Source organism: Phenylobacterium sp. (assembly GCF_046290725.1).
In the GTDB taxonomy this organism is placed as follows: Bacteria; Pseudomonadota; Alphaproteobacteria; order Caulobacterales; family Caulobacteraceae; genus Phenylobacterium.
In genome coordinates this window covers 110,811-134,849 of the sequence record NZ_JBKBUH010000001.1, presented here as the reverse complement: position 1 = coordinate 134,849, position 24,039 = coordinate 110,811, and the positions used below count along the sequence as shown (strand labels likewise).

The following is a 24,039-nucleotide window of genomic DNA, read 5'->3' as shown; positions in this document are numbered from 1 at the left end:
CATGCCGACCCTCGAATCCCCGCTGACCGGCGCGGCCCTGATCAAGGACGAGGTGCGCCGCCTGCCCGACGCGCCCGGCGTCTATCGCATGATCGGCGAGGACGGCGAGGTGCTCTATGTCGGCAAGGCGCGCAGCCTGAAGAAGCGCGTGCTGCAGTATGCGCAGGGGCGGTTCCACACCCAGCGCATCGCTCTGATGGTCGACCTGACCCGGGCGATGGAGTTCGTCACCGTCCGCACCGAGACCGACGCCCTGCTGCTCGAGATCAACCTGATCAAGCAGCTGAAGCCGCGTTTCAACGTGCTGCTGCGCGACGACAAGAGCTTTCCCGAGATCGTCATCCGCCGCGACCACGAGGCGCCGCAGCTGCGCAAGCATCGCGGCGCGCATACCATCAAGGGCGACTATTTCGGGCCCTTCGCCAGCGCCTGGGCGGTGAACCGCACCCTGAACACCCTGCAGAAGGCGTTCCTGCTGCGCTCCTGCTCCGACAGCGTCTACGAGACCCGCACGCGCCCCTGCATGCTGCACCAGATCAAGCGCTGCGCGGCGCCCTGCACGGGCCTCATCTCGCTTGAGGACTACGGCAAGCTGGTGGAGGAGAGCGAGAACTTCCTGCGCGGCAAGAGCCGGGCGGTGATGGCGCGCATGGCCGCCGAGATGCAGGCCGCGTCCGACGAGATGGAGTTCGAGCGCGCCGCCCGCATCCGCGACCGCATCCGGGCCCTGTCGTCCGTCGCCCAGGAGCAGCAGATCAATCCCGAGACGGTGGAGGAGGCCGACGTCTTCGCGCTGCACGCCGAAGGCGGCCAGGCCTGCGTCCAAGTGTTCTTCTTCCGCGGCGGCCAGAACTGGGGGAACCGCGCCTATTTCCCCCGCGTGGACAAGTCGGACGAGGACGCCGAGATCATGAGCGCCTTCCTCGGCCAGTTCTACGACGACAAGCCGATCCCGCGCCTGATCCTGACCAATGTGGAGCCGGCCGAATGCGCCCTGCTCTGCGAGGCGTTCGGCATGAAGGCGGGGCGCAAGGTCTCCATCGACCGGCCGCAGCGGGGCGAGAAGCGCCAGCTGGTCGACCATGCCCTGACCAATGCGCGCGAGGCCCTGGGCCGCAAGATGTCCGAGAGCTCGGCCCAATCGAAGCTGCTCGCCGGCGTCTGCGAAGCCTTCGGCCTGGATGCCAGCCCCGAGCGGATCGAGGTCTACGACAACAGCCACATCATGGGCACGAACGCGGTGGGCGGCATGATCGTGGCGGGGCCTGACGGCTTCCAGAAGAGCCAGTACCGCAAGTTCAACATCAAGGGGACCGAGCTCACCCCCGGCGACGACTACGGCATGATGAAGGAGGTGCTGCGCCGCCGCTTCGCCCGTCTGGTGAAGGAGGAGGAGGCCGGCGAGCCCGCGCCCCGCCCGGACCTGGTGCTGATCGATGGGGGCGCCGGGCAGCTCGCCGCCGCCATGGAGGTGATGGCGGACCTCGGCGTCGACGACATCCCGGTGGTGGGCGTCGCCAAGGGACCGGACCGGGACGCCGGGCTGGAGCGGTTCTTCATCCCCGGCAAGGAGCCCTTCATGCTCGAGCCGAAGTCGCCAGTGCTCTATTACCTGCAGCGGCTGCGCGACGAGGCTCACCGCTTCGCCATCGGCAGCCACCGCACCCGCCGCTCGATGGACCTGAAGAAGAATCCCCTCGACGAGATCGAGGGCGTCGGTCCCGGCCGCAAGCGGGCCCTGCTGCACGCCTTCGGCTCCGCCCGCGGCGTCTCCCGCGCCTCGGTGGAGGATCTGGCCAAGGTGGAGGGAGTCAGCCAGGCGCTGGCCCAGCGCATCTTCGACTTCTTCCGCAAGGCCTGAAGGGAACGAAGCGGCCGCGCCGCGCGCTCCTCAGGATCGAACCGTTAAGCTTGCCGGAGCCCGCCATGACCTTTCGCACCCTGTCCGTCGTCCTGGCTCTATCTCTCGCATCCCCCAGCCTCGCCCTGGCGAGCAGCCCCGAAGCCTGGGCGGAGTTCCGGACCGAGGTCCGCGCCCGCTGCCTCTCGGCGGCGCAAGGGCAGGGGATGCGCAATCCGGAGGTGATCGTCCACCCCGTCGGGACCCCGTCTTACGGCGTGGGGGTTCTGCGGGAGGGCGCGGATAAGCGAATCTGCGTCTATCGTAAGGCCGAGAAGACGGTCGAGCTGACGCCGGCCACCTGACCACGCGCGAACGGGACCGCCCATGAAAGCCCTGCCGAACCTGCTGACCTCCATGCGGCTGGTGCTGACGCTGTTCGTCTTCCTGGCGCTCGCCGGGGCGGCGGGGGGAATTCCCTACGTCAGCGAACGCCTGACGCCGGACGCCCAGTTCGCATTGCTGCGTTGGGCCTTCTGGGCCTTCGTCGTCGCCGCGGTGACCGACTTCTTCGACGGCTGGCTGGCGCGCAAGCTGGACGCGGTCACCGTCTGGGGCGCGATCCTCGACCCGATCGGCGACAAGGTGCTGGTCTGCGGCGCGATCCTGGGCCTGCTGGCGCTGGGCGGTCAGCCGGCCGTGGTGCTGCCGGCCGGCCTGATCCTGTTCCGCGAGTTCACGGTCAGCGCCCTGCGCGAGGTGGGCGCCGGCAAGGGGGTGAAGCTGCCCGTCACCCTGCTGGCCAAGTGGAAGACCACGATCCAGCTCACGGCGCTGGCCGGCGAACTGTTGGTCGCCTCCTGGGCCGCCTTCGACCTGCCGGCCGACCCGGCGATCCAGGGGCCGGTGGTGGTCACCGCCCATACGCTGCTGTGGGTCGCGGCGATCGCCACCATCATCACCGGCGCCCAGTACTGGGAGCAGACTCGCAAGGCCCTCAAGGAATAGCCGCCACGACCGGGCGTTGCCGCCGCGCCCGCTACCCGCCTATTCTAAGCGGGCGCAGGCATGGGAGGGCGCGATGTTGGGGTTTCGGGTTCTGTTGGCTGTTCTTTGGCTGGGCCTGGCGGCCTACACCGGGGTGGTCATAGCGCGCAACGGCCTGGATCTGCTGCCGATCTTCTTCGGCGATATCTACAAGGTCGGCTGGCCGGGCCAGTTCAACCTCGACTTCCTCTGCTTCCTGGTGCTTTCGGCGCTCTGGACCGCCTGGCGAAACGGCTTCAATCCCGTCGGCCTCGGACTTGCGGTCCTGGCGTTCTTCGGCGGGGCGGGCTTTCTGCTGCCCTACCTGCTCATCCTGTCGATACAGGCGCGAGGCGACATGAAGGCCGTCCTGCTGGGACGGGCGGCCTAGGCTTCAGCGCCGGCCTGCTCGGCACGCGTGGCGCGCGCATGGGCGACCGTGGCGTCGTAGAGATCCTGTCCGCCAAGGCTGGATCCAGGCCGGACGCCGCCGGCCAGCGCCAGCTCCGGCGGCGCAACTTCCGGTCCCTCGCCCGGTGGTAGGGGCGGGGTGAAGTAGCCGAGCGCATAGCTGCCCATGGCGTAGCCAAGCAGCGCCTGCAACTCGGGTTCGAGGGTGGCGGCGATCTCCGGAGGGCAGGAGAGGTATTGGTTTTCTTCCTGGCGCAGCCAGCCCAGCGCATAGGTGATGTTGAGCCCCCAGCGGTCGGCCTCGCTGTCGTTGGCGCCGCCGCCGTGGAAGACCGAGCCGGTATAGACCAGCACCGAGCCGGGCCGCATCTCCGCCTTGGCGATTTCGTGCGGCTCCGCCTTCCGGTCGTCGGGCCAGTTCACCGAGCCCGGGACCACCCGGGTCGCACCGTTCTGAGCCGTGAAGTCGGTCAGCGCCCAGATGGTGTTGAGCTGCGGCTCCAGATGCGAAAGCCCCCGGCCCCAAGCCCAGCGGTCGCGGTGGATCGGCTGGGCGCCCTGGCCGGGCATGATCCGGATCAGCTGGGTAAGGTGAAGCTGATAGCGCAGGCAGTTGGGCTTCAGCACCGCCTCGCATAGAGCATGGATACGCCGATCCATCACCAGTCGCCTCGAGAGCGGCGAGCGCGCCACCAGCGCCCCGGTGCGGGTGGTGCGCGTTCCCGAGAATACGTCCCGCCCTGGCTCGGTGGCCTCGACGTAAGGAGCGAGCTCGGCGACCAGGGCGTCCACCTCGGACGGCGACAGGGCGTCGTCCAGGATCAGCGCCCCGTCGCGGGCGAGCACGGCCGCGATTTCGCCGGAAGGCGCATCGGCTGGCAGGTGGACCAGGCTTGGCATGGGCGGGCTTCCTCCGGTGCGGATAGTGCGCGGGGAGGGGTGGAGAGTCACGCGCTCACGGCGTGGGGGGGGCAGCCCTGGCGGGCTGCCCCCTGGCTATCGCCCCTAAGCTGGAGCCTTCTCCGCCGTGCGCGCCTTCACCCGCTCCATCCAGGCCGTCAGGTTCTTGTTCTCCGGGGCGAGCGGCTGGCCGACCTGGGCGCCGAACTGGAGGAAGCAGAAGAGCAGGATGTCGGCCAGGGTGAAGCGGTCGCCCGCGATCCAGGTCTTGCCGGTCATCAGGCCGTCGAGCCAGGTCAGCTTCTCGCGAGCCAGGGCCTTGAAGTCGTCGGCGGCCTGCGGAATGCAGCGAATGCGGCTCTGGAACAGCGGCAGGCCCTCGGCGAAGCGGAAGCCAGCGCCCATGGGCTCGCAGATATTGAGGTCGATGCGGCGAACCCACATGCGGGTCTGGGCGCGTTCCTCGGCCGTGCTCCCGATAAGCGGCGGCGTGGGGAACTTCTCGTCCAGATATTCGCAGATCGGCAGGATCTCGGAGAGGTAGGAGCCGTCGTCCAGCTCCAGGCACGGCAGCTGGCCGGCCGGGTTCTTCGCCAGGTACGGGGCCTGGCGGTTCTCGCCGGCCATCAGGTCGACCTTCTCGGTCGGCAGCTCGACGCCCTTTTCGGCCAGGAACATGGCCACCACGGCCGGGTTCGGCCCTACCGACGTATAGAACTTCATGCCGTCCTCCCTTGGATCTGACGCGGCGGCAGTGTGCGCCGGGTTACGCGAGGGCGGGCAAGCGCTTTCGTCTATGACATCGGGTTGGGCGAGGGCGGCGGGTCCGGCGGGAGGGGGATGAACTCCTGGTCGTCGGCGTCGGGCAGCTTCATGCGGCCGGCGCGCCAGTCGGCCTTGGCCTGTTCGATCCGGTCCTTCGAAGAGGAGACGAAGTTCCACTCGATGAAGCGCGGGCCGACCGGCTCGCCGCCCAGCAGCATGACCACGGCGGGCGAGAGCGCCTGGGCGACCAGGGCCTGGCCGGGCTGCAACACAGCCATCTGGCCTTCGGTCAGCCGCTGGCCCGCCACCTCCACCTCGCCGCGGGCCACATAGAGGGCGCGCTCTGGGTATTGAGCCGGGATCTCGGCCCGGGCGCCGGGCTCCAGCGTCCAGTGCACGTAGAACATCGGCGAGTGGATGTTCACCGGCGACTTGGCCCCGAAGGCTTCTCCCGCGATCAGCCGGGCGGTCAGGCCGCCACCCTCATAGGCGGGCAGGCTGTCGGCTTCGTGGTGGTCGAAGCTGGGGGCGATCTCCTCGTCTCCGTCCGGCAGGGCGATCCAGGTCTGGATGCCGTCCATGCGTCCGCCCTGTGCGCGCAGGGTCTCGAAGCGCTCCGAATGGGTGACGCCGCGGCCCGCCGTCATCCAGTTCACTTCGCCCGGCCGGATCGGCTGGATGGCCCCGACGGAGTCCCGATGAGTCATCTCGCCTTCGAAGAGGTAGGAGAGGGTGGAGATGCCGATGTGCGGATGCGGGCGCACGTCGACCTCGCGGCCGAAGCCGGCCTGGAACTCCGCCGGACCCATATGGTCGAAGAAGATGAACGGGCCGACCATTCGGCGTCTGGCGAACGGCAGGACGCGCCCCACCTCGAAGCCGCCGAGGTCCTTGCGGCGCTGGTCGATGACGAGCTCGATCATTGGAGGGCTCCTGGGGCGGGACGGAGCCAGGATAGAGCCTCAGACGGGCTTGCACAGGGGGCGGTGGCAGATACCTGCCGGGTCATCCCGGTTTCGGCGTAGCGGAAGACCGGGACGACACATTGGGGAAGGGCCTCAGCCGTGGCTGCTCACATAGGGGCTGACCAGGCCCAGCGGCGCGGCGGTGGTGTTCTTCACCGCGCGGATGACGATGCGGCTTTCGATGTTGGAGACCAGGCCCAGCGACAGGATCTTGTCCCTCAGGAAGTCGTCGAAGGCGTGCATGTCGCGCGTGACGATGCGCAGTTCGTAGTCGGCCGCGCCGGTCACGGTGGCGCACTGCACCACCTCCGGCAGCTTGGTGATCGCTGTCTCGAAGGCGTCGAGGTTGTCCTTGGTCGGCAGGGAAAGCTTGACCGTGCAATAGACCTCAAAGCCCAGGCCCAGCCGTTCGCGGTCCAGGATCGTCACCCGGCGCTGGATGACGCCGGCGTCCTCCAGCCGCTTGATCCGCCGCCAGCAGGGGCTGGAGGACAGTCCGACGCGCTCGGCGATCTCGGCCACGGACAGGCCGGCGTCGTGCTGGATGAGGTCGAGAATCTTGGCATCGACCGCGTCGAGGGCCTCGGACAAGTTTTCCTCCTTCTTTCGCCGCATCCGGGCGTCATTCTTGCCCCGGAACCGTCTGTGGGGGGCACGCCTTTAGCAAGCAATTCCCGGCAACCTATATGATGTTCTAGCGCCATTAGGGAGCCGAAAAGGAAAGAAATTGCAATGCGCCACGCCGATGTGACGCTCGACGACAAATTCCTGCTCACAGAGGGTCGGGTCTTCATCACCGGCGTGCAGGCGCTGCTGCGGGTGATGATGGACCAGCGGCGCCTGGATCAGGCGGCCGGGCTGAACACGGCGGGCTTCATCTCCGGCTATCGCGGCTCGCCGCTGGGCGGGCTCGACCAGCAGGCCCACCGCGCAGGGAAGTTCCTGAACGACGCCGAGGTGGTCTTCAAGGAAGGCCTGAACGAGGACCTGGCCGCCACGGCTGTCTGGGGCAGCCAGCAGGCCAACCTCTTCCCCGGCGCCAGGTACGACGGCGTCACCGGCATGTGGTACGGCAAGGCGCCGGGCGTGGATCGCACGGGCGACGCCTTCAAGCACGCCAACTTCGCCGGAACCTGGCCCAAGGGCGGCGTCCTCGCCGTGGCCGGCGACGACCACACCTGCAAGTCTTCGACCTTGCCCTCCCAATCGGAGTTCGCCTTCCAGGACTTCGAGATGCCGGTGCTCTCGCCGGCCGACGTGCAGGAGGTGCTGGATTACGGCCTGATGGGGATCGCCATGTCGCGGTTCTCCGGCCTGTGGGTGGGCCTTATCGCGCTGGCCGACACCATGGATTCCGGCGTCACCATCGACATCTCCCTGGACCGCCACCGGATCGCTGCGCCGACCAATTTCAACATCCCGCCCGGCGGGCTGGGCATTCGGCGGAAGGACCAGCCGCTGGACAAGGAGCGGCGGCTGCGGGCGTTCAAGCTTCCTGCCGCGCTCGCCTTCGCCCGCGCCAACCGGATCGACCGGGTGGCGCTCGCCGCCCCGCGACCGAGGCTCGGCATCGTCTGCCAGGGCCAGGCCTATAAGGACGTGATGGAGGCCTTCGCGGCCATGGGGCTCTCGCCGGCCCAGGTCGCCGATCTGGGGGTGGCGATCTACAAGGTCGGCATGCCTTGGCCCCTGGAGCCCACCGGCCTTCGCGCCTTCGCCGCGGGGCTGGAGACCCTGATGGTGGTCGAGCACAAGCGGCCGCTGATCGAGACCCAGGCGCGCGCGGCGCTCTACGACCTGCCGGCCCACGCCCGGCCGAAGGTGGTGGGCAAGACCGACGAGCAGGGCCATCCGCTGCTCTCGGAGCTGTCGGCGCTTTCGGTGGCCGAGGTGGCGCTCGCCATCGCCGACCGCCTGCCGCCGGGCCCGCACATGGAGCGGGTGCATGACTATCTGAGCCGTGTCTCGGCCGCCTCCATGGCGGCGGTGACCCTGGCGGCCGAGCAGCAGCGCAAGCCCTATTTCTGCTCGGGCTGCCCGCACAACAGCTCCACCCGCCTGCCGGAAGGCTCGCGGGCCCTGGCCGGCATCGGCTGCCACTACATGGCCAGCTTCTCGGACCCCAACACCGACCTGACCAGCCACATGGGCGGCGAGGGCCTCACCTGGGTGGGGGCTGCGCCCTTCACCGAGGAGAAGCACGTCTTCGTCAATCTGGGCGACGGCACCTACAACCACTCCGGCTCGCTGGCGATCCGGGCCTCGGTCGCGGCCGGCAGCAACATCACCTACAAGCTGCTGTTCAACGACGCTGTGGCCATGACCGGGGGCCAGCAGGCCGAGAGCGGCTTCACCCCGTCCCAGATCACCCGCCAGCTGGCGGCCGAGGGCGTGGCCAAGACCGTGATCGTCGCCGACGATCCCTCTCGCTACGAAGGCGTCAGCGACCTTGCGCCCGGCGTGGAGGTCAAGCCGCGCTCCGACCTGATCGCCGTGCAGAAGATGCTGCGCGACACGCCCGGCACGACGGTCATGCTCTACGACCAGGTCTGCGCCACCGAAAAGCGCAGGCGGCGCAAGCGCGGCAAGATGGAGCAGGCGCCCAAGCGGGTGTTCATCAACCACCTGGTCTGCGAAGGCTGCGGCGACTGCAGCCGGGCCTCGCATTGCGTGTCGGTGGAGCCGCTGAACACCGAGTTCGGCCGCAAGCGCAAGATCAACCAGTCGAGCTGCAACCAGGATTATTCCTGCCTGGACGGCTTCTGCCCCTCGTTCGTCACCATCGAGGGCGGCGAGAACGCCCAGGCCAAGAGCCTGCCGGCCCTGACCGCCGAGTCCACGCCCCTGCCGCAGTTCGAACCGCTGGAAGGCGTGCGCAACATCGTCTTCACCGGCATCGGCGGCACCGGGGTGACGACGGTCGCCTCGATCCTGGCCATGGCCGCCCACGTGGACGGCCGCGCCGCCTCGGTGGTGGACATGACGGGCCTCGCCCAGAAGGGCGGGGCGGTGTTCAGCCATGTGCGGATCGGGGAGACCGAGGAGACGGTGGTCGGCGGCCGGGTGCCGGCGGCCAGCGCCCACGTGCTGATCGCCTGCGACATCCTTTCGGCCGCAGGGGCCGACGCGCTCGCCCTTTACGCCAAGGACCGCACCGTGGCGGTCGGCAACGAGGACTTCGCCCCCACCGCTGACTTCGTCACCGACCGGGACGTGCGGTTCGATTCGGCGGCCATGGCGCGGCGGATCAAGGCGGCGGCCAAGTCCTACGACGAGGCGCCGGCGCATCACCTGGCGGAGACCAATTTCGGCGACGCCATCTACGCCAACATGATCATGGTCGGCTTCGCCTGGCAGAAGGGGCTGATCCCGATCTCCAGCCGGGCGGTCTATCGGGCGATCCGCCTGAACGGCGTGGCGGCCGAGGCCAATCTGCAGGCCTTCGAGCTGGGCCGCCGGGTGGCGCACGATCCCTCGCTGCGGGGGCCGGCCGAGGCCGACGTCCCGACCCCGGAGACCATGCCGCTTCCCGAGCTGATCGCGCATCGAGCCAAGGAACTGACGGCCTATCAGAACGCCGCCTATGCGAAGCGCTATCTCGACCGCGTGGACCGGACGGCCAAGGCCGAGGCGATCTTCGGCTCCGAAGCCCTGACGCGGGCCGTCGCGACCAACCTCTACAAGCTGATGGCCTACAAGGACGAATACGAGGTCGCCCGGCTCTATACCGACGGCCGTTTCGCCGAGGATCGCGCCGAGACCTTCAAGGGGGGCAAGACCAAGGTCTGGCTGTCGCCGCCGCTTCTGGCGCCGAAGGATTCGGAGGGCCGGCCGCGGAAGATCGCCTTCGGCGGCTGGATGCTGGACTACGGCTTCCCGGTCCTGGCGCGGCTGAAGGGCCTGCGGGGCGGCGTGTTCGATCTCTTCGGCGCCAGCGAGGAGCGGAAGATGGAGCGTCGTCTGATCGCCGAATACGAGGCCGGGCTCGACCGTCTGCTGGCCGGCCTCACGGGCGACACCCACGCGCTGGCCGTCCAGCTCGCCCAGGTCCCGCAAGGGATCCGCGGCTTCGGCCATGTGAAGGAGGCTTCGGTGAAGACCGCCAAGGCCGAGGAGGCGGCGCTCTGGCGACGCTGGGACGCCGTTGCATCTGCAGAGGGCGCGACCAAGAACCCGCAGGTCGAGCCCGCCTGAGGCCTTGGCGGCGGGGCGCAGTCACGCTTAGGGTGGCGCCTTTCCCGGGGGACAGGTGCGTGGCCGCCCCGCTTTTCGCGAGTGCTTATGGGCCAGACGCCGGCTGAGGCCGATCCCAATCCGCAACCCGCACGCCGAAGCTTCCTGCGGCGCTGGTGGTTCGACGTCGTTCTCTGGAAGCGGATCCTTGTCGCCCTGGTCCTGGGGGCGATCGCCGGCCTGGTGCTGGGCGAGGCGGCGGAAGGGATCAAGTGGCTGGGCGACCTGTTCGTGCGGCTGATCCGCATGGTGGTGGTGCCGCTGGTCTTCGTCTCCATCGTCGCCGGCGTGGCGGCGCTGGGCGATCCCAAGCGCCTGGGCTCCCTCGGCGGCAAGACCCTCTTCCTCTATGTGGCGACCACCGCGGTCGCGGTGGCCCTGGGCCTGGGGCTGGGTTCGCTGTTCAACGCCGGAGCGGGCGTGAGCCTGGCGGGCGTGGAGCCGCACGTGCTTGGAAGTCCGCCGACGGTGCGCGACCAGCTCCTCGGCATCGTGCCGCTCAATCCGGTCCAGGCCCTGGCCAATGGCGACATCCTGGCGGTGATCTTCTTCTCGATCCTCGTCGGCGCGGCGATCCTGGCCATCGGCGAGAAAGCCGAGCCCGTGCGCAAGCTCTTCGACGCCGGCGTGGAGGTGGTGCTCTATATCGTCCGCGTGGTGATGGAGATCGCGCCCTTCGGCGTCTTCGCCCTGATCGCCTGGGTGATGGGCACCGCCGGCCTTTCGGTCTTCGTGCATGTGGGGCTGCTGGCCGCGGCCCTGGTGACGGGGTGCCTGCTGCAGATCGTGATCGTACACGGCGGCCTGATCCGCTTCGCCGCCGGGCTGCCGGCGCGGATATTCTTTCGCGACATCGGCGATTCGGTGATGGTGGCCTTCTCCACCTCATCCTCGGCCGCGACCCTGCCGGTCTCCATGCGGGTGGCGGAGAAGAACCTGGGCGTCAGCCACACGGTGGCCTCCACCGCCCTGCCGCTGGGCGCCACCATCTCCATGGACGGCACGGCGCTCTATATCGGCCTGCTCACCATGTTCGCGGTCCAGGCCTTCGGGCTGGAGCTGACCTTCGCCCAGCTGGCCCTGGCGGGCTTGACCACGACCCTGGTCTCCATCGGCACCGCGCCGATCCCCTCGGCCTCGCTCTTCATGCTGGCTGCGGTGCTCTCGAGCGTGGGGGTCAGCGCGGAGCAGACGGCCCTGGTGGTGGGCTTCATCCTGCCGTTCGACCGCCTGCTCGACATGACCCGCACCGTCGCCAACAACACCTCCGACCTCGCCGTGGCCGTGACCGTGGCCAGGTGGGAAGGCGAGCTGGACGAAGAGGTCTATCTGGCCAAGCCGGTGGAGTAGGGGCGGCGCGCGGCCGCCCCCAGCCTCCGGTTCAGGCGGCGCGGTCCAGCCTGGCCTCGTCTCCCCGCGCCAGCGGCCTTGCATTGGCGCGCTCGGTGAGGAGCGCCCGGCCCAGCCCGTCTTGTCCGCCCCGCTGCGCCGCGGCGATCAGGGTGAGGTCGATCAGGTCGCGCTGGGCGTGGCTGCCGCCGAAGCGGGCCGCGCGATTGCGGACCCGGCGCAGGCGGTCGATGGCCGTCACGTAGTCGCCCTCGGCGAAGGCCTTGTAGCCCTCGGTGAGCGGTAGTCCGACGTCGCGGATCATGCTCGGGTTGTCGCCGGAACCGGCCATGGCGGCCTTCTGGGCTTCGATGACGCCCCGAGCGGCGTCCGGATGGCCTGCGCCGAGAAAGGCGAGCACGGCGTGGGCGTCGCAGAAGGCCGACTGGCCGAAGGCGGCCGAGGTCTTCTCGTAATTGTCGGCCACGCGCCGCCAGCGTTCGCCCCCAACCTCCACGCCCAGCAGATGCAGCCGCCAGAGCAGGGCTGCGGCGTCGAGCATGTCGAAGGACATGTCCGAAGCGGCGCCATAGATCGGTCCGTCGAAGAGCCGGAGCACTTCGGCGGTCTCGCCCAGGCCCAAGTGGAAGAGCGCCGTGTGCCACCAGTTGTGGACGCTGAAATAGCTGTCGGTCTGCCAGCCGGTGCTCTCCCGCATCATCCAGGCCAGGCCGTCGCGGCGGCGGTCTTCCATCTCCATCACGTGGGCGACGGCGTGTTGGGCCCAGGTGTTGCCCGGCTCCAGTTCGATGGCGCGGCGCCCGGCGGCTTCGGCGCGCGCGTAGAAGCCGGCCTCCTCCAGGCCGAAGGCCAGCATGCCCAGCACGCCGCTGTAGTTCGGCATGTCGTCCGACCAGGCGGGAAGGGCGCGGGCGATCCGGTCGCGCAGCATGCGGGAGTCGCCCAGGCAGAAGTCCATCAGCTGGCCGGCCTGCAGGGCGTGGCTGTCGCGCGGGTGTTCGATGGTGACGTCCTCGAGGATCCGGCCGGCGGCGGAGAAGTCGCCCTCCACCATGCAGGCGAGCGCCTGGACGTGGCCTGTTTCGCGCGTATCGGCCGGCAGCGTCGCGGCCGAGCGGAAGGCGGCGACGCCCATCGCCTGGGCCTCCGGGTTCGTGCCGACCAGCAGCAGGTCGGCGGTGAGCACGTGGGCCATGACGAAGCCCGGGCTGTCGGCCACGGCTTCGGCCAGCAGGCCGAGCGGGTCGCCCCGCATGGAATGGTAGAGGGTGAGCGCCTGGCCGTAGAGGTCGGCGGCTTTGTAACTGGCGCCGGTCAGCGGCAGCCCAGCATGATCCTTAATCGGCATATCGGTGTTCCTTCATTGGGGCCGCGAGAGGTATAAGCATCCTTCGGCCGGCTCCACCGGTCGCGTGGTCGGTTCGCGACGGCTGCAAGTTTTCCCTTGTACGACAAGGTGTTTGGCGCGCGGCGGCGACGACGGAGGCGCTCGATGAACCAGGAGATCCTGGAGAAAACCACACCGGCGGTGCAGTCGAAGGGGGCGCGGACGCGCGAAAGGATCCTCGATCTCGCCTATCGCGCCATCATCCAGAAGGGCTTTGCGGCCACGTCCATCGAGGAACTGGTGGCGGCCGCCGGCATCACCAAGAGCGGCTTCTTCTATCACTTCAGGGACAAGAACGACCTCGCCCGACAGATCCTGGAGCGCTACCAGACCGAGAACAACGCCTTCCAGGACGAATTGATCGCCCAGGCGCGCGACCTGTCGGACGATCCGCTGCACAGCTTCCTGATCTTCCTGAAGCTCTATGCCGAGGCGATGGTGAACTCGATCGAGAACCATCCCGGCTGCCTGGTGGCCACCATCACCTTCCAGGATCAGGCCTTCGATCGCTCGGTGGCGCAGATGAACGTGGACGACCTGCGGGCCTGGCGTCAGCGCTACCTGGCCTGGCTGGAGGAGATCGCCGAAACCTATCCCCCGCGCGCGGGGGCAGATCTGGTCGCCCTGGCCGATGGCGTGTTCGGCGTCACCGCCTCGGCCCTGACCATGGCCATCGCCCTCGGCGAGCCGGAGATCATGCGGCGCCAGATCCTGCTCTATCGCGACCAGGTGCGGTCGGTCTTTTCCCGCTGAACTACTTCGCCGCGGCGCGCACCGCGGCTATAAACGCCTCGCGCGCCTCGTGCAGGTCGCGGCCTGTGGCCCGCGGCCAGGCGGAGTTGACGACGATCACGAGGTTCTCCTCCGGCACGACCGTGATCGACTGGCCGAAAATGCCGCGCGCCTGATAGCTACCGTCCGTGTTGATCCACCAGAAATAGCCGTAGCCGCCGGCGGCCGGGTTGTCGGGACTGACGGCGATGTGGCTGCGCGTCGCCTCCTGCGCCCAACCGTCGGGCAGCACCTGCCGCCCGCCCGCCACGCCGCCGCCGAGCATGAACACTCCCAGCCGGCCGTAATCGCGCAGGGTCATGGACATGCAGCAGCCGCCGCGCTCGTGCCCGGCCACGTCCTCGATCCAGATGGCGTCCTGCTCCATGCCGAAGGGCGCCCAGATCTTCTCCGAGAGATATTGGGCGAGCGGCTTGCCCACCGCCTTGGAGACCACGATGCCGGCAAGGTCCGTCTCACCGGTGGAATAGTTGAACTTCGTCCCCGGCGGGACCGCGCGGGGCAGGCGGCGCATATAGCTGACCACCGGATTGACGCCCGCTTCGAGGACCGAAAGCCCGACCTTGGCGACGTCGGAGTTCAGGTCGGTGTAGTCTTCGTTCCACTCCACGCCCGAGGTCATGGTGAGGAGCTGGCGGACCGTCACCTCGTCATAGGCCGAGCCCTTCATCTCGGGGATGTAGCGGCTGACCGGATCATCCAGGCTCTGGATGAAGCCATCCTTCACCGCCGCGCCGGCCAGGGTGGCGGTCACCGACTTGGCGACGGAGAAGGAGGTCCAGCGGTCGTCAGGGCCTCGGCCGAGGCCGTAGCGCTCCAGGATAACCTTGCCGTCCTTGATCGCCAGCACGCCGGAGGCGCGATAGGCCTCCATGAAGCTCTCGACCGTGTGGCGCACGCCGCCGATCTCGAACGCCGGATCGATCGCGGTTCCGGCCGGCAGGGGGAAGACGCTCTCACCGCGCTTGACCACCTGGTGGGCGGCCACCGTCTCCATGCTGCGATAGCCGGTCTTCTGCTGCTCGAAGCTCCAGGTGAGGATGGAATTTTCGGCCGGCGGCGGGGCGTCCTGCGCCAGGGCCGAAAGCGGAGCCAGAAGAACCGCCGTCGCGCAGGCGGCCAAACGCGTCATACGAACCAAAACGCCCTCCTTGAAGTCTTCCCTTGCGGCCAAGCTAGGCGGTCGTCGGCGGTTTGCATATGGCGGGGCTTCCGCTAGGCCAGGAGACGATGGCGGATTTCGATTTCGATGCGGTGGTGGTCGGCGCGGGCGCGGTGGGGCTGGCCTGCGGCTACGCGCTTTCCCGGCGGGGCTTGACGGCGGCTGTGCTCGAAGCGGGGCCGATCATCGGCGAGGGGGTCTCGGCCCGCAATTCCGAGGTGATCCACGGCGGGCTCTACTACGCCACGGGTTCGCTGAAGGCGCGGCTGTGCGTGGCGGGGCGGCGCGCCCTCTATCCGTTCCTGGAAAGCCACAAGGTCGCCTACGACAAGTGCGGCAAGCTGGTTGTAGCGACGAGCGTCGAGGAAATGGGCCGGCTGGAGGCGATCCTCGACCAGGCCCGCACCAACGAGGTCGAAGGCATGGCCTGGCTCTCCAAGGCGCAGGCCCTGGCGCTGGAGCCGGAGCTTTCCTGCGAGGCGGCGCTGATCTCGCCCGAGAGCGGTGTGTTCGACAGCCATGGCTACATGCTGGCCCTGCAGGGGGAGATCGAGGCCGCCGGCGGGGCGGTGGTCACCTCCACGCCGTTCGAAGGCGCGACGCCCCTGGAAGCCGGCGGCTTTTCCGTCCAGGCGGGCGGCGAGCAGCCGACCATGCTCTCCGCACGGTATCTGGTCACGGCGCCCGGGCTCTCCGCCCAAGCGGTGGCCGCCCGGATCGAGGGCTTCCCGCAGGCGACCATCCCCCCGCTGCACTACGGCAAGGGGGTCTATTTCCGGCTGAGCGGCAAGGCGCCGTTCGCGCGGCTGATCTATCCGCCACCCATCCCCGGCGCGCTCGGCACCCATTATCGTCGCGACCTCGGCGGCCAGGCGGTGTTCGGTCCGGACCTGCAGTTCGTGGACGAACTGGACTACAGCGTCGATCCGGAGCGGGCAGGGGAGTTCTACCGCTATATCCGCAAGTTCTGGCCGGGCCTGCCGGACGGGGCGCTCTCGCCCGATTACGCCGGCATTCGGCCCAAGCTGCATGGGCCGGGAGAACCGCAGGGCGACTTCCGCATCGACGGGTCTGAGGCGCATGGCCTCGAGGGTCTCGTCGCCCTGTTCGGCATCGAGAGCCCCGGCCTGACCTCGTCGCTGGCCATCGGCGAAGAGGTTGCCGCCCGCCTGAGCCTTTGAGGCGCCTTCAGCTTACGACGAAGGCGCAGCTCTCGCCGATGGTTGGGCGGGAGACGACGATCCGCGACAGGCCGGGGAACTTAGGCTTCAGCCGCTCGGCGAAATACAGGCACAGGTGTTCCAGCGTCGGCCGCTCCAGACCGGGCTTCTCGTTGAGCAGGCCGTGGTCCAGTTCGGCGGCCACGGCCTTCAGCGCCGCGTCCAGGTCGGCGAGGTCGGCCACCCAGCCCACCGGCTCCTGCGGCGCGCCGCGCACGCTCGCCTCCACCTTGAAGGAATGGCCGTGCAGGTTCGTATAGGGCCGGTGTTCCGGCCCCTCGGCGAAATAGTGCGCCGCGTCGAAGGTCGCGGCCTTGGTGATCTCGAAGACAGGTGCGGTCATTGGGGGAGGTCTTGGGGGCGCCCTGGAGCCTGCGGCCTTCAGGGAATGCCCAGGTATTTGTGAGTCTGGACGCTTAAACGCCAGCGAGGGTGGGCGAGGCAATAGGCGATCGCCTTTTCGGTGTTCTCGACCCGGTCGGGCCCGTCCATGGGCTGCAGCAGGAAGCGTTCGAAATCGAGGTGCTCGAAGGCGGCCGGATCGACGCCGGTCTGCGGATAGACCAGCTTCAGCTCCTGACCCGTCGTCTGGGCGAGGGCTGCGTCGGCCTTGGGGCTGACGCAGATCCAGTCGATCCCCGGGGGCGCTGGCATGGTGCCGTTGGTCTCCAGCGCGATGCGGAAGCCGCGGGCGTGGAGCGCGGCGATCAGGCCCTCGTCGAGCTGCAGCAGCGGTTCGCCGCCGGTGCAGACCACCAGGCGCTCGTCCGGCCCGCCGGCCCAGGCCGCCTCCACCGCATCCGCGAGCGCTTCGGCGTCGGCGAAGCGCCCGCCGCCCGGCCCGTCCATGCCCACGAAGTCCGTGTCGCAGAAGGTGCAGACCGCCGCTGCCCGGTCCTCTTCACGGCCGGACCACAGGTTGCAGCCGGCGAAGCGGCAGAACACCGCCGCGCGGCCGGCTTGGCCGCCTTCCCCTTGCAGGGTCAGGAAGATCTCCTTGACGGCGTAGCTCACCCGGCGACCTCCGGGCGGCCGGCCTCGAGCCATTCCGCCCAGCCCCGGGCGCGCAGCTCGCAAGCCGGGCAGTCGCCGCAGCCGTGGCCCCAGGCGTGACGCGCGCCCCGGGTCCCGCGATAGCAGGTGTGGCTCTCCTCCAGGATCAGTTCCACGAGGGCTTCGCCGCCCAACGCCTTGGCGAGCCCCCAGGTCTGCGCCTTGGTCAGCCGCATCAGGGGGGTCTCGATCGTGAAGTCCTGCGCCATGCCGAGGTTCAGCGCGTTTTGCAGAGCGTCCAGCGTGTCCCGGCGGCAGTCCGGATAGCCGGAGAAGTCGGTCTCGCACATGCCGCCGACCAGGGCCGTCAGACCTCGCCGGTCGGCCAGGGCCGCGGCGTAGGTCAGGAACACCAGGTTTCGGCCGGGCACGAAGGTGTTGGGCAGGCCCTTCTCGGTGACCTCGAACGCCCGTTCCTCGGTCATGGCGGTCTGGGCGATGGCGCCGAAACCCTTGAGATCCAAGATGTGATCCTCGCCCAGCCGCGGCGCCCAGTCCGGGAACCGTTCGGCGATCTCGCGCCGGACCACCTGACGCTGAGCCATCTCGACCCCGTGGCGCTGGCCGTAGTCGAAACCCACCGTCTCCACATGGGCGTGGTTGGCGAGCGCCCAGGCCAGGCAGACGCTGGAATCCTGGCCGCCGGAGAACAGCACGAGCGCGCGGGTCGAGGTCATGGCGCCCATATGCGCGTGCAGGCGCGAAATCGGAAGGGCGCAGAGTCGTCGCAGTTGCGAGACGCGGCGCATCGCGAGATCGTTTCAGTCGAGACGAATGTTGCGGCGCAGCATGATTTGAGCTGGCGTCCTTCAGTCTTCGTGGACGCGAAACCTCACGCTGCGGAAACCCGGCCCAGTGTTCCCGTCGGGTATTTGGGCCACAATTTTCCCCGCGCCGCAAGGTGAACGACGTTCACTTAACATTGTCATGTTGACAGACTCCGTAACTGAGCGTGAGCCTCGCTGTACGGGGGGAGATGCCGCTTCCGCCCGACCTAACGATTGCGGCGTTGCTGGCGGAACCTGGCCGATCGAGAGCCGGGGCCGTCATGGGAGGAAAGCTGGAATGTCACGCACTCTGCATCTGCGGAGGACGCTCGTTGTGGGCGCATCCGCTGTCGCGCTGGCCGCCGTCGCGGCTCCGGCCTGGTCTCAGACCATCATCGAGGAACTGGTCGTCACGGCCCAGAAGCGGGAAGAAGCGCTTCAGGACGTTCCCATCGCCGTGTCGGCGTTCAACCAGGACGCCCTGGAAAAGGCCAAGATCGACGGCGGGCCCAACCTGGTGCTGGCCGTGCCCAACGTGAACTTCTCCAAGGGGAACTTCACGGGCTACAACTTCCAGATTCGCGGCATCGGCTCCAAGCTGGTGGCGGCCTCGGGCGACGCCGGCACCGGCATTCACCTGAACAACGCCCCGCTGATCGCCAACAACCTGTTCGAGACCGAGTTCTACGATGTCGAGCGGGTGGAAGTGCTGCGCGGCCCCCAGGGCACCCTCTACGGCCGTAACGCCACCGGCGGCGTCGTCAACCTGATCACCGCCAAGCCGATCGACGACTTCGAGGCCATGGCCCGGGCCGAGGTCGGCAACTACAACTCCTACAAGCTGCGCGGGATGATCAATATTCCGCTGGGCGAGACCTTCGCCCTGCGCGCGGCCGGCTCCTATCTGAAGCGCGACGGCTTCGGGGACAACCTGGTCACGGGCAACGACGCCGACGACCGCGACCTCTACGGTGTCCGCCTCACCCTGGGCTTCACGCCTACGGACGAATTCCGCGCCTTCTTCATGTACGATCACTTCAACGAGGAGGATAACCGCTCCCGGATCGGCAAGCAGTACTGCACGAAGGACCTTGGACCCGGCAGTCTCGGCGGCGTGGGATATTCCGCCGTCGCCCCGATCGCTCAGATCCAGCGCGGCTTCTTCAGCCAGGGTTGCCAAGCCACTTCGCTCTATTCTCCGGGCGTTCTCGGAACGGTGAACTCCCAGGCCACCTTGGGCGGCCTGTTCGGCGCTCTCGGCGGGTTCCAGACCGGCGACGCCTATGCCGGCAAGATGCAGCCCACCAGCGTGCGCGACATCGAGTCGACCTTCGATCCGATCTACCAGTCCAAGACCGACATCTATCAGTTCAACGTCGACTGGGACCTGACCGACGAACTTCGGCTCACCTGGCTGGCCGCCTACACCCAGTACGACCTCTATACCCGCCAGGACTACAACCGCTACGTCCCCAGCACGAGCTTCAACACCACGCCCAATCCGGTGAACGCCCTGGCGGCGGTGCCGGGCTATGCGGCGATCTACGCCTCGCTGTTCCCCGGCGGGGTCATCAACGATCCGCAGAACGGACCGTTCAACCGCTTCACCACCAGCGACATCTCCTCGGCGAAGACCGAGCAGTGGAGCCACGAGGTGCGGCTGCAGTCGGCCTATGACGGCCCCTTCAACTTCAACGTGGGCGGCATCCTGACCCGGTACCAGGCGACCGGCGATTACTACGTGATGTTCAACACCGGCACCGGCTGGTACCAGATCCAGAACCTGCTCGCCGGCCTCAGCCCCAACTGCGTCGGCCCGGCGCCCTGCATCTCCATCGATCCGAACGCGAATCCGGACCGTACGGGCCATAACTACTACGACGCCTACAGCCCGTACGACCTGCGCTCGCAGGCCATCTTCGGCGAGCTCTACTGGCAGATGGCCGAGAACTTCAAATGGACCCTCGGCCTGCGCTGGACCAAGGACGAGAAGGAGATCGAGAACCACCAGGTCACCCTGGGCACGCCCGGCGCCGGCATCGGTCCGCCGCTGCCCGGCACGCCGGCGATCCTGCGAGTGGAGTTCAAGGAGACGACCGGCCGCTTCGGCTTCGACTGGAAGCCGGACCTGGGCTTCACCGACGACACCCTGATCTACGCCTTCGCTTCGCGCGGCTATAAGGCCGGGGGCCTGAACTCCCCGTGTAGCGGCGGCGCTGGCGTGATCTGCGGGCCGGCCACCTTTGCGCCGGAGTTCATCAACGCCATCGAAGTGGGGATGAAGAACACCCTGATGGGCGGCTCGATGACGCTCAACGCCTCGATCTTCCACTACGACTATGAGGGCTATCAGGTCTCCAAGATCGTCAACCGCGCCTCCACCAACGAGAATATCGACGCCAAGGTGAAGGGTTTCGAGCTGGAGTCGGTCTGGCAGCCGATCTCCGGCCTGCGCCTCAACACCGCGATCGGCTGGCTGGAGACCGAGATCAGCGGCGGGACCTCCATTGACACCTTCAACCGCACCGGCGGCAATCCCAATCTGGTGTTGGTGAAGTCGAGCGCAGCCTCCAACTGCGTCGTCCAGCTGGCGGCCGCCCAGACGGCGCTCTCGGTGTCGAACGCCACCAACAACCCCTTCGCCCTGCTCGGCGTCTGCACTCCGGCTTCCACGGCCGGCGCAGGGACCGACATCGGCAGCGGGGCCATCGCCGTGGGCACCAACGCCTTCGGCGGCCTGGTCAGCGACGGCGTGCCGGTGAGTCTGAAGGGCAAGGAGCTTCCGAACGCGCCGCACTGGACCTTCTCGTTCGGCGCCCAGTACACCTGGGACTTCGGCAACGACTGGTCGGCGACCTTGCGCGGCGACTACTACAAGCAGACCGAGACCTTCGCGCGGATCTACAACAGCCCCGCCGACCGGATCGACGGCTGGCAGAACGTCAACGTCACCCTGACCATCGCCAACCCCGCCAGCGGCTGGGAGCTCGGGGCCTTCGTCAAGAACGCCACCGACGAAGAGGCGATCACCGACTTCTACCTCACCGACGACTCCTCGGGCCTGTTCCGCAACGCCTTCTTCACCGAGCCGCGGACCTACGGCGTCTCGCTGCAGAAGCGGTTCTGATCAACTCCTGCCGGGTCTGATCCCAGCACCCGGCTCGAGCCCTCAAGGCCGCCGCCCCGCCCGGGCGGCGGCCTCTTCTTTTGGCGTTCGGCATTCTTCAGAGTCATTGGTATGCCCAACCGCAAGATTTTTCGCCATTTTGCCCGCCCCGTTTCCAATTGATTCATGAGTTCGTCAAAGAACGAAGGTCGTTTTTGTGCATCCGATTTGAAAACGCGGTATTTTCGCCACAAGCGCCCGAAAGCGGCCGCCGAACCGCCCGACTTCCCCGCCGTCAAGATTGACGCCGCCTGGCCGGCCGCAGACCTTGCCGCCCGCTCGGCGCCTCCCCGCGCCCGGGCGCCCACTGCATGCGCATCACGAGGGCGGCCCCAGAGAGCGTGCCACGCTCCGCCGCCCTGGGAGGGATACTGATGTCTTACAACGCACCGCGTCTGCGGGCCTGCCTGGCCCTCGGCGTTTCGGCCCTGGCGGTCGCCGCCGTCGCCGCCCCCGCCGCCGCCCAAGAAACCGACTCCTTCATGATCGAAGAGTTGGTCGTCACCGCCGAAAAGCGCGAACAGTCCCTGCAGGACGTTCCGGTCGCGGTCTCGGCCTTCACCTCGCGCCAGCGGGAAGTGGCCGGGATCACCGGCATCCAGGACTTCGTGAACTTCACGCCGGGCATGAACTATTCCGGCACCGACCGCGTCTCGCTGCGCGGCGCCGGCCGCAACACCTTCTATGTCGGCAACGACCCGGGCGTGGCCTCCTACACCGACGGCTTCTACTCCGCCTCCTCGTCGGAACTGTTCAAGACCCCGCTGTTCATCGAGCGGACCGAAATCCTGCGCGGGCCGCAAGGCACCCTCTATGGCCGCAACGCCATCGGCGGCGCCATCAACCAGGTCTCCAAGCGCCCCTCGCACGAGTTCAGCGGCGAGATCCGCGCCACGGTCGCCAACTATGAGCGCACCGCCATCGAAGGCGTCGTCTCCCTGCCGGTGGCCGACAACCTGCGCTTCAAGATCGGCGGCAGCCAGGACTGGCAGCGCGAGGGCTTCATCAAGAACATCGGCGGCGCCAACGACGGCGCCACCATCAAGCGCACCTATTTCGAGGTGCAGATGGAAGCCGAGCTCGGCGACAACCTCGACGCCTTCGTGCGCTACAACCGCACGAGCTGGGACGACACCATGGGCGTCGGCGACCGGCTGGCGAACCTGATCACGCCCTACGACACCACCAATCCGTTCGGTCCGATCGGCCAGCTGCAGCCCAATCCGCAGTTCGGCTACACCACCCCGAACCCGGGCGTGAACGACCCCTACGTCCAGAACACCAACACCGACGCCTACGGCCAGCTGCGCGGCAACCATGTGCTGATCGCCAACCTGACCTACGACCTCGGCTGGGCGGACCTGAAGTACATCGGCGGTTTCCAGCAGTACAACTACCAGACCGGCGGCGACTACGACGGCACCAGCCGCACGACGGCGATCTCCATCCCGGGGATGCTGGTTCCCTACTTCCCGACCCAGACCACAGACTTCAACGAGCACAAGCGCTACTTCTCGAACGAGATCAACCTGACCTCGAACGGCGGCGGACCGCTGAGCTGGATTCTAGGCGTCTACCAGTATCACGAGGAGTACAAGCAGCGGATCCAGCTGGCCAATCCGAACCAGGTGCAGCTCGCCACGCCGCTGACGCTCGCCGGAACGCCCGCGGCGGCCAACCCGCTGCGGAACTTCGCCGACACCCAGGCGCAACTGGAATCCCGCGCCTGGGCGGTGTTCGGCCAAGCACGCTACGAGTTCAACGAGAGCTGGGCGGTCACCGGCGGCCTGCGCTACACCAAGGACGAGAAGGACGGTTTCGAGACCCAGCGCCTGATCATCCTGTCGCCGGCCATTGCGGGCGGCGCGGCGGCCTTCGACGTCTCCACCGACACCGACCCGACCACGCCCGGCGTCCAGAACTTCCGCTACCTCTCCAACAGCTGGGACGCCGTCACCGGCACCCTGAACCTGGAGTGGACGCCCGACAGCGACACCCTGGTCTACGGCAAGTACAGCCGCGGCTATAAGTCGGGCGGGTTCCTGCTCGGCACGCTCGCACCTCAGCCGCAGGCCGACCAGGAACAGGTCGACGCCTTCGAGCTGGGCCTGAAGAAGTCGTTCGGCGGCCGCCTGATCGTCAACGGCGTGCTGTTCTACAACGACTACAAGGACCTGCAGCTGAACCTGCAGCAGCTCAACGCCGCCGGCACCGCCTCGGCCAACAACTTCGTCAATGTCGACGCCGAGGCCTACGGTCTGGAGCTGGAAGTCACCTGGCGCCCGCTGCGCGAGCTGCAGCTGCAGGCCAGCTACGGCTATCTCAACACCGAGATCACCCGCGGCTGCTGCTTCTACGACCCGGCCGATCCGGGCGCGCTCGACCCCGCGGCGACCCCCAGCGGCGGTTCGGCGCTGAGCAACGGAACCCGCCTGGTCTTCCAGGACCTGAAGGGCTCCAACCTCTACCAATCGCCGGAGAACAAGTTCGCCTTCAACGGCAACTACACCTTCGACTTCGACGCCGGCTCCCTGATCCTCTCGGCCAGCCACACCTGGACCGACGAGACCATCTACCAGCCGTTCAAGAGCGCCGCCCTGAAGGTGCCGTCCTACGGCGTGACCGACTTCCGGGTCATCTGGAACGAGGGCATGGGCCGCTATTCGGCGATCGCCTTCGTCAAGAACGCCTTCGACGAGCGGGGCTACAACTCCACCAGCTCGACCAACCCGACGGCGATCTTCGACATGCCCAACCCGGGCAGCGCGGCGGCCGGCACGCTCACCCAGACGCGTACGGCGATCACCCGCGGCCTCATCCAGCCGCGCACCTACGGCGTCGAACTGCAGTACCGCTTCTAAGACGAGGCGTTTCCTCCCCGACTCGAAGGGCGGCCGGATCTCCCGGCCGCCCTTTTCTTTGCCTGCGACGTCTTTGAACCGCAGGTGGAATTTAACGTCTCCGCAAGTGCTTCCCGCCAGACTGAGCAAAAGTCATTCAAG

Annotated in this window: 19 protein-coding genes; 10 read left to right on the top strand and 9 right to left on the bottom strand. The window is 67.9% G+C overall.

Translation table 11 applies throughout. The annotated features are described in order from the left end of the window. Nucleotide 1: 1 nt before the first annotated feature. The 4 genes from uvrC (at nt 2) to ACK41C_RS00650 (ending at nt 3,257) form a co-directional block, all read left to right on the top strand. Nucleotides 2-1,861, top strand: coding sequence for an excinuclease ABC subunit UvrC (gene uvrC / locus ACK41C_RS00665; protein ID WP_409649119.1), 1,860 nt, complete (start codon nt 2-4; stop codon nt 1,859-1,861). 65 nt (nt 1,862-1,926) lie between these two features. Next, nucleotides 1,927-2,205, top strand: coding sequence for a hypothetical protein (locus tag ACK41C_RS00660; RefSeq protein ID WP_409649116.1), 279 nt, complete (start codon nt 1,927-1,929; stop codon nt 2,203-2,205). A 22-nt stretch (nt 2,206-2,227) separates the two neighbouring features. Further along, nucleotides 2,228-2,848 carry a CDP-diacylglycerol--glycerol-3-phosphate 3-phosphatidyltransferase gene (gene pgsA, locus ACK41C_RS00655; protein ID WP_409649113.1) on the top strand — a complete coding sequence of 207 codons (621 nt, stop codon included), beginning with the start codon at nt 2,228-2,230 and terminating at the stop codon, nt 2,846-2,848. A gap of 94 nt (nt 2,849-2,942) precedes the next feature. Then, complete coding sequence (locus ACK41C_RS00650; RefSeq protein WP_409649110.1) at nt 2,943-3,257, top strand: hypothetical protein; 315 nt, start codon at nt 2,943-2,945, stop codon at nt 3,255-3,257. Here the strand turns inward: ACK41C_RS00650 and ACK41C_RS00645 are convergent. The 4 genes from ACK41C_RS00645 to ACK41C_RS00630 all read right to left on the bottom strand — a co-directional run bounded on the left by ACK41C_RS00645 (nt 3,254) and on the right by ACK41C_RS00630 (nt 6,498). Further along, nucleotides 3,254-4,177 carry a phytanoyl-CoA dioxygenase family protein gene (locus tag ACK41C_RS00645; protein ID WP_409649107.1) on the bottom strand — a complete coding sequence of 308 codons (924 nt, stop codon included), beginning with the start codon at nt 4,175-4,177 and terminating at the stop codon, nt 3,254-3,256. The genes ACK41C_RS00650 and ACK41C_RS00645 overlap by 4 nt on opposite strands. Nucleotides 4,178-4,282: 105 nt before the next feature. Next, on the bottom strand, nt 4,283-4,900 hold the full coding sequence (locus tag ACK41C_RS00640) for a glutathione S-transferase family protein (RefSeq protein WP_409649104.1): 618 nt from the start codon (nt 4,898-4,900) through the stop codon (nt 4,283-4,285). 71 nt (nt 4,901-4,971) lie between these two features. Further along, nucleotides 4,972-5,865, bottom strand: coding sequence for a pirin family protein (locus tag ACK41C_RS00635; RefSeq protein WP_409649101.1), 894 nt, complete (start codon nt 5,863-5,865; stop codon nt 4,972-4,974). A 135-nt stretch (nt 5,866-6,000) separates the two neighbouring features. After that, complete coding sequence (locus ACK41C_RS00630) at nt 6,001-6,498, bottom strand: Lrp/AsnC family transcriptional regulator (RefSeq protein ID WP_409649098.1); 498 nt, start codon at nt 6,496-6,498, stop codon at nt 6,001-6,003. 141 nt (nt 6,499-6,639) lie between these two features. Here ACK41C_RS00630 and ACK41C_RS00625 point away from each other — a divergent pair, with 141 nt between their 5' ends. Together ACK41C_RS00625 and ACK41C_RS00620 are read left to right on the top strand one after the other, a co-directional pair. Further along, the gene (locus tag ACK41C_RS00625) at nt 6,640-10,101 is read left to right on the top strand and encodes an indolepyruvate ferredoxin oxidoreductase family protein (protein ID WP_409649095.1); all 3,462 of its coding nucleotides are present in this window, start codon (nt 6,640-6,642) and stop codon (nt 10,099-10,101) included. Nucleotides 10,102-10,188: 87 nt separating this feature from the next. Then, nucleotides 10,189-11,490 (top strand): dicarboxylate/amino acid:cation symporter, encoded by a 1,302-nt coding sequence (locus ACK41C_RS00620; RefSeq protein ID WP_409649092.1) that lies wholly within the window; start codon nt 10,189-10,191, stop codon nt 11,488-11,490. A 31-nt stretch (nt 11,491-11,521) separates the two neighbouring features. Here ACK41C_RS00620 and ACK41C_RS00615 read toward each other — a convergent pair whose 3' ends face one another. Next, complete coding sequence (locus ACK41C_RS00615; RefSeq protein ID WP_409649089.1) at nt 11,522-12,838, bottom strand: tetratricopeptide repeat protein; 1,317 nt, start codon at nt 12,836-12,838, stop codon at nt 11,522-11,524. 144 nt (nt 12,839-12,982) lie between these two features. On the opposite strand from ACK41C_RS00615, the gene ACK41C_RS00610 reads away from it, so the two are divergent. After that, on the top strand, nt 12,983-13,630 hold the full coding sequence (locus ACK41C_RS00610; RefSeq protein ID WP_409649086.1) for a TetR/AcrR family transcriptional regulator: 648 nt from the start codon (nt 12,983-12,985) through the stop codon (nt 13,628-13,630). Between the two features lies 1 nt (nt 13,631). On the opposite strand, the gene ACK41C_RS00605 is transcribed toward ACK41C_RS00610, so the two are convergent. After that, entirely contained in the window at nt 13,632-14,801 is a 1,170-nt protein-coding gene (locus tag ACK41C_RS00605; RefSeq protein ID WP_409649083.1) for a serine hydrolase domain-containing protein, read from the bottom strand. Between the two features lie 98 nt (nt 14,802-14,899). On the opposite strand from ACK41C_RS00605, the gene ACK41C_RS00600 reads away from it, so the two are divergent. Beyond that, on the top strand, nt 14,900-16,012 hold the full coding sequence (locus ACK41C_RS00600) for an NAD(P)/FAD-dependent oxidoreductase (RefSeq protein WP_409649080.1): 1,113 nt from the start codon (nt 14,900-14,902) through the stop codon (nt 16,010-16,012). A gap of 7 nt (nt 16,013-16,019) precedes the next feature. Here the strand turns inward: ACK41C_RS00600 and ACK41C_RS00595 are convergent, their stop codons facing one another. From ACK41C_RS00595 to queC, 3 genes are read right to left on the bottom strand one after another with little or no spacing between them, the layout of a single operon-like run. Beyond that, the gene (locus tag ACK41C_RS00595; RefSeq protein WP_409649077.1) at nt 16,020-16,394 is read right to left on the bottom strand and encodes a 6-pyruvoyl trahydropterin synthase family protein; all 375 of its coding nucleotides are present in this window, start codon (nt 16,392-16,394) and stop codon (nt 16,020-16,022) included. Between the two features lie 38 nt (nt 16,395-16,432). After that, entirely contained in the window at nt 16,433-17,065 is a 633-nt protein-coding gene (queE, locus tag ACK41C_RS00590) for a 7-carboxy-7-deazaguanine synthase (RefSeq protein WP_409649074.1), read from the bottom strand. Beyond that, nucleotides 17,062-17,790, bottom strand: coding sequence for a 7-cyano-7-deazaguanine synthase QueC (queC, locus tag ACK41C_RS00585; RefSeq protein ID WP_409653847.1), 729 nt, complete (start codon nt 17,788-17,790; stop codon nt 17,062-17,064). The genes queE and queC overlap by 4 nt, the downstream gene beginning before the upstream one ends. Nucleotides 17,791-18,169: 379 nt before the next feature. Here queC and ACK41C_RS00580 point away from each other — a divergent pair, with 379 nt between their 5' ends. Together ACK41C_RS00580 and ACK41C_RS00575 are read left to right on the top strand one after the other, a co-directional pair. After that, nucleotides 18,170-20,998 (top strand): TonB-dependent receptor, encoded by a 2,829-nt coding sequence (locus ACK41C_RS00580; protein WP_409649072.1) that lies wholly within the window; start codon nt 18,170-18,172, stop codon nt 20,996-20,998. 413 nt (nt 20,999-21,411) lie between these two features. Next, a complete protein-coding gene (locus tag ACK41C_RS00575) occupies nt 21,412-23,898 on the top strand; it encodes a TonB-dependent receptor (RefSeq protein ID WP_409649069.1) in 2,487 nt (828 codons plus the stop codon). Nucleotides 23,899-24,039 lie beyond the last annotated feature (141 nt).

Coding starts and splice junctions, on each gene's coding strand:
- queC (WP_409653847.1), bottom strand. CDS start 17,790: ATGGGCGCCATGACCTCGACCCGCGCGCTCGTGCTGTTCTCCGGCGGC.
- ACK41C_RS00660 (WP_409649116.1), top strand. CDS start 1,927: ATGACCTTTCGCACCCTGTCCGTCGTCCTGGCTCTATCTCTCGCATCC.
- ACK41C_RS00605 (WP_409649083.1), bottom strand. CDS start 14,801: ATGACGCGTTTGGCCGCCTGCGCGACGGCGGTTCTTCTGGCTCCGCTT.
- pgsA (WP_409649113.1), top strand. CDS start 2,228: ATGAAAGCCCTGCCGAACCTGCTGACCTCCATGCGGCTGGTGCTGACG.
- ACK41C_RS00625 (WP_409649095.1), top strand. CDS start 6,640: ATGCGCCACGCCGATGTGACGCTCGACGACAAATTCCTGCTCACAGAG.
- ACK41C_RS00640 (WP_409649104.1), bottom strand. CDS start 4,900: ATGAAGTTCTATACGTCGGTAGGGCCGAACCCGGCCGTGGTGGCCATG.
- ACK41C_RS00595 (WP_409649077.1), bottom strand. CDS start 16,394: ATGACCGCACCTGTCTTCGAGATCACCAAGGCCGCGACCTTCGACGCG.
- ACK41C_RS00580 (WP_409649072.1), top strand. CDS start 18,170: ATGTCACGCACTCTGCATCTGCGGAGGACGCTCGTTGTGGGCGCATCC.
- ACK41C_RS00645 (WP_409649107.1), bottom strand. CDS start 4,177: ATGCCAAGCCTGGTCCACCTGCCAGCCGATGCGCCTTCCGGCGAAATC.
- ACK41C_RS00575 (WP_409649069.1), top strand. CDS start 21,412: ATGTCTTACAACGCACCGCGTCTGCGGGCCTGCCTGGCCCTCGGCGTT.
- ACK41C_RS00635 (WP_409649101.1), bottom strand. CDS start 5,865: ATGATCGAGCTCGTCATCGACCAGCGCCGCAAGGACCTCGGCGGCTTC.
- ACK41C_RS00610 (WP_409649086.1), top strand. CDS start 12,983: ATGAACCAGGAGATCCTGGAGAAAACCACACCGGCGGTGCAGTCGAAG.
- ACK41C_RS00615 (WP_409649089.1), bottom strand. CDS start 12,838: ATGCCGATTAAGGATCATGCTGGGCTGCCGCTGACCGGCGCCAGTTAC.
- ACK41C_RS00600 (WP_409649080.1), top strand. CDS start 14,900: ATGGCGGATTTCGATTTCGATGCGGTGGTGGTCGGCGCGGGCGCGGTG.
- ACK41C_RS00620 (WP_409649092.1), top strand. CDS start 10,189: ATGGGCCAGACGCCGGCTGAGGCCGATCCCAATCCGCAACCCGCACGC.
- uvrC (WP_409649119.1), top strand. CDS start 2: ATGCCGACCCTCGAATCCCCGCTGACCGGCGCGGCCCTGATCAAGGAC.